Here is a 5412-nt window from a genome sequence, read left to right on the forward strand (position 1 = left end):
GCGTCACCGCTGTCGGCGGCCGCCCGCATGCCGAGACCGAGGCCCTGGCCGAGGCCGGCGAGCTCGCGCGCGGCGCCACCGCTTACGTCACGCTGGAGCCTTGCGCCCATCACGGCCGCACGCCGCCTTGCGCCAATGCGCTGGTCAATGCCGGCGTCGTGCGCGTCGTCGGTGCCGCCAGCGATCCCGATTCGCGCGTGTCCGGCAAGGGCTACGCGATCCTGCTTGCCGCCGGTGTCGAGGTGGTCGAGAAGGTGTTGGCCGAGCAAGCCTCCGAGCAGATGGCCGGCTATTTGATCCGATCATTAAGAAAACGCCCAGAAGTGATTCTCAAGCTTGCGCTTTCCAGCGACGGAAAGATCGGCAGGGAAGGCGGTGGGCAGGTGTCGATCACCGGAGATATCGCGCGCCGCGAAGTGTATCTGATGCGGGCCGAGGCGGATGGCATACTGGTTGGTATCGGCACGGCCCTTGAGGACGATCCGGCCCTGACGGTGCGTTTGCCGGGGCTGGAGAACCGTTCGCCTGCCCGCATCGTGCTCGACCGCCAGATCCGGTTGCCGGAGGCCTCGAAGCTGGTTTCGGGCGTCGACCGGGTGCCGCTCTATGTCGCCGCCTGCCTGGAGGCCGATCCGCTGCGGCGCGCAGCACTCGAACGCGCCGGTGTGCGCTTCATCGGCACCGAGACGCACGAGGGCGGCGTAGCCTTGCCGGAACTGCTCGAGGATCTGGCCGCGCTCGGCATGGGCAGCGTGCTGGTCGAGGGCGGCGCCAGGGTGGCGAGCGCCTTCCTGGCCGATGGGCTGGTCGACCGTATTGTGCTGTTCCAGGGGCCGGAAGCGATCGGCGACGACGGCATTGCATCGCCTGTTGACGCTGACCATATCCCGGCAGGATTTCGCAAGCTGCGCGAGATGCGTTTCGGCGAAGACAGCTACGCCGAGTGGACAAGAGACTTTTAGGGATCAACACCGATGTTTACCGGAATTGTCACTGATGTCGGCACTGTCGCTTCCGTCAAGCCGCTCAGGGAAGGGGTGGGGCTGCGCATCGACACAGCCTATGACCCGCAGAACATCGCCATCGGCGCCTCGATCTCCTGCGGCGGCGTCTGCCTGACGGTGACGGCCTTGCCCGACAGCGGCTCGAATGCGCGCTGGTTCGAGGTCGAGGCCTGGGAAGAGGCGCTCAGGCTGACGACGGCCTCGGGCTGGAAATCCGGCACCAAGATCAATCTGGAGCGGGCGCTGAAGATCGGCGACGAACTCGGCGGCCACATCGTTTCGGGCCATGTCGACGGCATGGCCGAAATCGTCGAGCGCAAGGATGAGGGCGACGCCGTGCGCTTCACGTTGGAGGCGCCGCGCGACCTGGCGAAGTTCATCGCGCCCAAGGGTTCGGTTGCTCTCGACGGCACCTCGCTCACCGTCAACAAGGTCGAAGGCGCGCGCTTCGACGTGCTTTTGATCCACCATTCGCTGACCGTGACCACTTGGGGTGAGCGCAAGGTCGGTGACCGCGTCAATCTCGAGATCGACACCATGGCCCGCTACGCGGCGCGGCTGGTGGAGGCGACGAAAGAGGGGCTTTGATGGTCAGGAATAGACGGATCTCGGCTGTACCGGAAGGGGAATACCGGCGACGGACGCTCGAGGCCCTGGCCGATGTGGACGCTGGTCGTGTGATTGATCATCAGGCCGGGCTGGCTTGGGTTGAGAGCCTCGACGGCCATCTCAAAAACGAGGTTGGTGAACCTGAATAGGTCGGCAAACCGGGCGGCGCAACATCTTCGCTTGCGATGAACCCGGCTTCGGCCTAAGTCACCGGCAACTCCCCGGAGACTTTTATGGCTGGTACATCCCAACACGGCAAAGCCTTCATTCGTCCGAAGGCGAAGGCGCATCTGCTCATTGTCGAAGCGCGCTTTCACGACGACCTTGCCGACGCGCTGCTCGATGGCGCGACAAGCGCGCTTGATGAAGCGGGCGCGACTTATGATGTCGTCACCGTTCCAGGTTCGCTCGAGATCCCCGCGGTGATCACCTTTGCACTGGACGGCGCAACGGAAGGCGGCACACATTATGACGGCTTTGTCGCGCTCGGCACCGTCGTCCGCGGCGACACCTATCATTTCGACATTGTCGCCAATGAGTCCAGCCGCGCGCTCATGGATTTGAGCGTGCAGGACTCGGTCTGCATCGGCAACGGCATCCTCACCACCGAGAATGACGCCCAGGCCTGGACTCGCGCCAAGCGCTCGGAAGGCGACAAGGGCGGCTTTGCCGCGCGTGCGGCGCTGACCATGATTGCCCTCAAGGAACAATTGGGAGCGCGATCGTGAGCGAACCCGCTTCGCCCGGCCAGCCCACGGTGCGCCACGCCAACAAGCGCGGCGCTGCCCGTCTGGCCGCCGTGCAGGCGCTCTATCAGATGGATGTCGCCGGCAGCGGTGTCTTCGAGATCACCGCCGAATATGAGGCCTTTCGTCTCGGCAAGGAAGTCGACGGCGCGCTCTATCGCGAGGCCGATGCGCAATGGTTTCGCGCCATCCTGGCGGGTGTCGTCGAGAACCAGAAGACCATCGATCCGATCATCCGCCAGGCGCTGACCGAGGACTGGCCCTTGTCGCGGCTGGATTCGACGCTGCGCGCCATCCTGCGCGCCGGCGTCTACGAACTGATGAAGCGCGAGGATGTCCCCGTCGCCGTCATCGTCTCCGAATATGTCGACATCGCCAAGGCCTTCTACGAGGAAGACGAGCCGAAGCTGGTCAATGCCGTGCTCGACCGTGTGTCTCGCCGGGTGCGTGGCGAGGGGCGCGGCAAGGACGCATCATGACGGCGATCGCCCTCGAGACCGGTCAGGAGGCGCGCCGCACCGCGCTGATCCTCGCCGCCTCGCAGGCGATCATCGGCTCGGCGGCCCCCATCGCCATCTCCGTGGGCGCGCTGGCCGGGCAATATCTGCTTGGTCCCGACAAGTCATTGGCGACAGCGCCGATCACCGGCTTCAACATCGGCGTGGCGCTCGGCGCGCTGCCTGCAGCGGCCATCGTCCGCAGCATGGGCCAGCGAAGCGGCTTCATGACCGGCACGATCGTCACGGCGCTTGGTGGCCTGATCGCCTCCTTGGCGCTTTTTCAGGGCGGCTTCTGGCTGTTTGCCTTCGGCTTGCTCACGATCGGTGTCGGCGGCGCCTTCGTCCAGCAGTTCCGCTTTGCCGCCGCCGACAACGCACCGCCTGAATTCAAGGCGCGCGCCATCTCCTTCGTGCTGGCCGGCGGCGTCGTCACCGCCATCCTCGGGCCGCAGATCGTCATCTTCACCCGCGAATTGCTTGCGCCGGTCATGTTTGCCGGTTCGTTCATCTCCATCCTGCCGCTGGCCGCCGTCGGCGCCATCATCCTGTCGTTCCTGCGGCTGCCGGCGAAAGCATCCGGCAAGGTGGAGATCGCCGACAGCGACGCCAGACCACTGGCTGAAATCATCACGCAGCCGCGTTTCGTCGCCGCGCTTTTCTGCGCGGTCGGCAGCTATGCGCTGATGAGCTTCGTCATGACGGGCGCACCGCTGGCCATGGTCGGTTGCGGCCTTTCGGAAAACGACGCGACGCTCGGCATCTCCTGGCACGTCATGGCGATGTTCGCGCCAAGCTTCTTCACCGGCTCGCTGATCCATCGCTTCGGCGCCGAACGCATTGTGGCCACCGGCCTGATCCTGCTCATCGGCTGCGCCATTGTCGCTCTGTCCGGCCTGGCGCTGTGGCAGTTCTGGACGTCGCTGATCCTGCTGGGCCTTGGCTGGAACTTCGGCTTCATCGGCGCGACCGCGATGGTTGCCGCCACCTACCGGCCGTCGGAAAAGGGCAAGGTGCAAGGCTTCCACGACTTCGTCCTGTTCGGCTCCGTCGCCTGCGCCTCGCTGATGTCGGGCATGGTCTACAACGCCTGGGGCTGGGAGATGCTGAACTGGATAGTCTTTCCGGTCACCGTCCTGTGCTTCGTGGCGCTCGGCGCGCTCAAGCTGACGAGCTTGCGCAAAGCTGAAGCCTGATCCATCCGCCGTTTCACCTGACACGGCGCTGTCAGCACGATGTCGGCCGAATTTACCGCTTCGGAACAAAAATATTGCGTCTGTACCTACTGTTATGAAACCGTGTGCCCCGACTGGCCGTTGAAGCCATGCTCATATGCGGTCACCGCGTTTCGGTTCATAGCAAGGGGTTTCACAATGTTTTCAGTCAAGTTTCTGGCCGGCGCGGCATTGGCGCTCGGCATCACGGTGGCTTCCGCCAATGCTCAGGTGGTTGTCTCTTCCAAGATCGACACAGAGGGCGGCGTGCTCGGTAACATCATCCAGCTCGTGCTCAACGCCAACAACATCAAGACATCGGACCGTATCCAGCTCGGTGGCACGCCGGTGGTGCGCAAGGCGATCACCGCCGGCGAGATCGACATCTATCCCGAATATACCGGCAACGCCGCTTTCTTCTTCGAAAAGGCCGACGACCCGGTCTGGAAAGACGCCGCCAAGGCCTATGAAACGGCCAAGAAGCTCGACTACGACGCCAACAAGATCGTCTGGCTGTCGCCGTCGCCCGCCAACAACACCTGGGCGATCGCGCTGCGCAAGGAAGTCGTCGAAACCAACAAGCTCGCCACGCTCACCGATTTCGGCAAATATGTCGCGGGCGGCGGACAGGTGGTGCTGGCGGCTTCCGCCGAGTTCGTCAATTCGGCGGCTGCACTGCCGGCCTTCCAGACCACCTATGGCTTCACGCTGAAGCCGGACCAGCTGATCACGCTCTCGGGCGGCGACACGGCGGCAACCATTGCCGCGGCCGCCAACCAGACCAACGGCGCCAATGCGGCCATGGTCTACGGCACCGATGGCGGCATCGCACCGTCCGGGCTCGTCGTGCTCGACGACGACAAGGGCGTGCAGCCGGTCTACCAGCCGGCGCCGATCATCCGCGAAGCGGTGCTGAAGGAGCATCCCGAGATCGAGACGCTGCTGAAGCCGGTCTTCGCCAAGCTCGACCTCGTCACGCTGCAGGAGCTGAACGGTCGCGTGCAGGTCGGCGGCGAGCCGGTCAAGGGCGTCGCCGAGGACTTCCTGAAGAAGAACGGCTTCCTGAAGTAGGAGGATTCCGGCGCGTCGCTTTCGTGGCGCGCCGGATCGACTGACGGGGCAGAGCGTGAACAGCCGCTTCGACAAGCTCGGCGTGGTCATCGCCGCGATATCAGCATATGCGGCCTTCGCCGCCCCCTTTGCCACGTTCCGTGCCAACCGCATCGTCCCCGGCCAGGCGCGCTCGATTCTCGATGCGCTGCCGGCAACGACCGGAACGCTGCTGCTCGCCATCATTGTCGCCGCAGCACTCATTGCGCTGTTCAAGACACCACTTGTGCTG

The 5412-nt window shown here is 64.5% G+C and carries 6 protein-coding genes and 1 pseudogene; all 7 read left to right on the plus strand.

The window, feature by feature from the left end; translation table 11 throughout:
• The coding region (ribD, locus tag EN750_RS16860; RefSeq protein WP_127397083.1) for a bifunctional diaminohydroxyphosphoribosylaminopyrimidine deaminase/5-amino-6-(5-phosphoribosylamino)uracil reductase RibD at nucleotides 1–962 on the plus strand (962 nt) is incomplete at its 5' end.
• 12 nt (nucleotides 963–974) lie between these two features.
• The gene (locus tag EN750_RS16865) at nucleotides 975–1592 is read left to right on the plus strand and encodes a riboflavin synthase (protein WP_127397084.1); all 618 of its coding nucleotides are present in this window, start codon (nucleotides 975–977) and stop codon (nucleotides 1590–1592) included.
• Between the two features lie 254 nt (nucleotides 1593–1846).
• Entirely contained in the window at nucleotides 1847–2341 is a 495-nt protein-coding gene (gene ribH, locus EN750_RS16870; protein WP_013532245.1) for a 6,7-dimethyl-8-ribityllumazine synthase, read from the plus strand.
• Nucleotides 2338–2838 carry a transcription antitermination factor NusB gene (nusB, locus tag EN750_RS16875; RefSeq protein WP_127322245.1) on the plus strand — a complete coding sequence of 167 codons (501 nt, stop codon included), beginning with the start codon at nucleotides 2338–2340 and terminating at the stop codon, nucleotides 2836–2838. Before ribH ends, nusB begins: the two co-directional genes overlap by 4 nt.
• Nucleotides 2835–4052 carry an MFS transporter gene (locus tag EN750_RS16880; protein WP_127397085.1) on the plus strand — a complete coding sequence of 406 codons (1218 nt, stop codon included), beginning with the start codon at nucleotides 2835–2837 and terminating at the stop codon, nucleotides 4050–4052. Before nusB ends, EN750_RS16880 begins: the two co-directional genes overlap by 4 nt.
• A 177-nt stretch (nucleotides 4053–4229) precedes the next feature.
• Nucleotides 4230–5141 (plus strand): ABC transporter substrate-binding protein, encoded by a 912-nt coding sequence (locus tag EN750_RS16885; RefSeq protein ID WP_127397086.1) that lies wholly within the window; start codon nucleotides 4230–4232, stop codon nucleotides 5139–5141.
• 55 nt (nucleotides 5142–5196) lie between these two features.
• A pseudogene (locus tag EN750_RS16890) lies at nucleotides 5197–5412 on the plus strand (ABC transporter permease); the annotation flags it as partial.

It is taken from the genome of Mesorhizobium sp. M7A.F.Ca.ET.027.03.2.1, from assembly GCF_003999175.1.
Classification (GTDB): Bacteria; Pseudomonadota; Alphaproteobacteria; order Rhizobiales; family Rhizobiaceae; genus Mesorhizobium.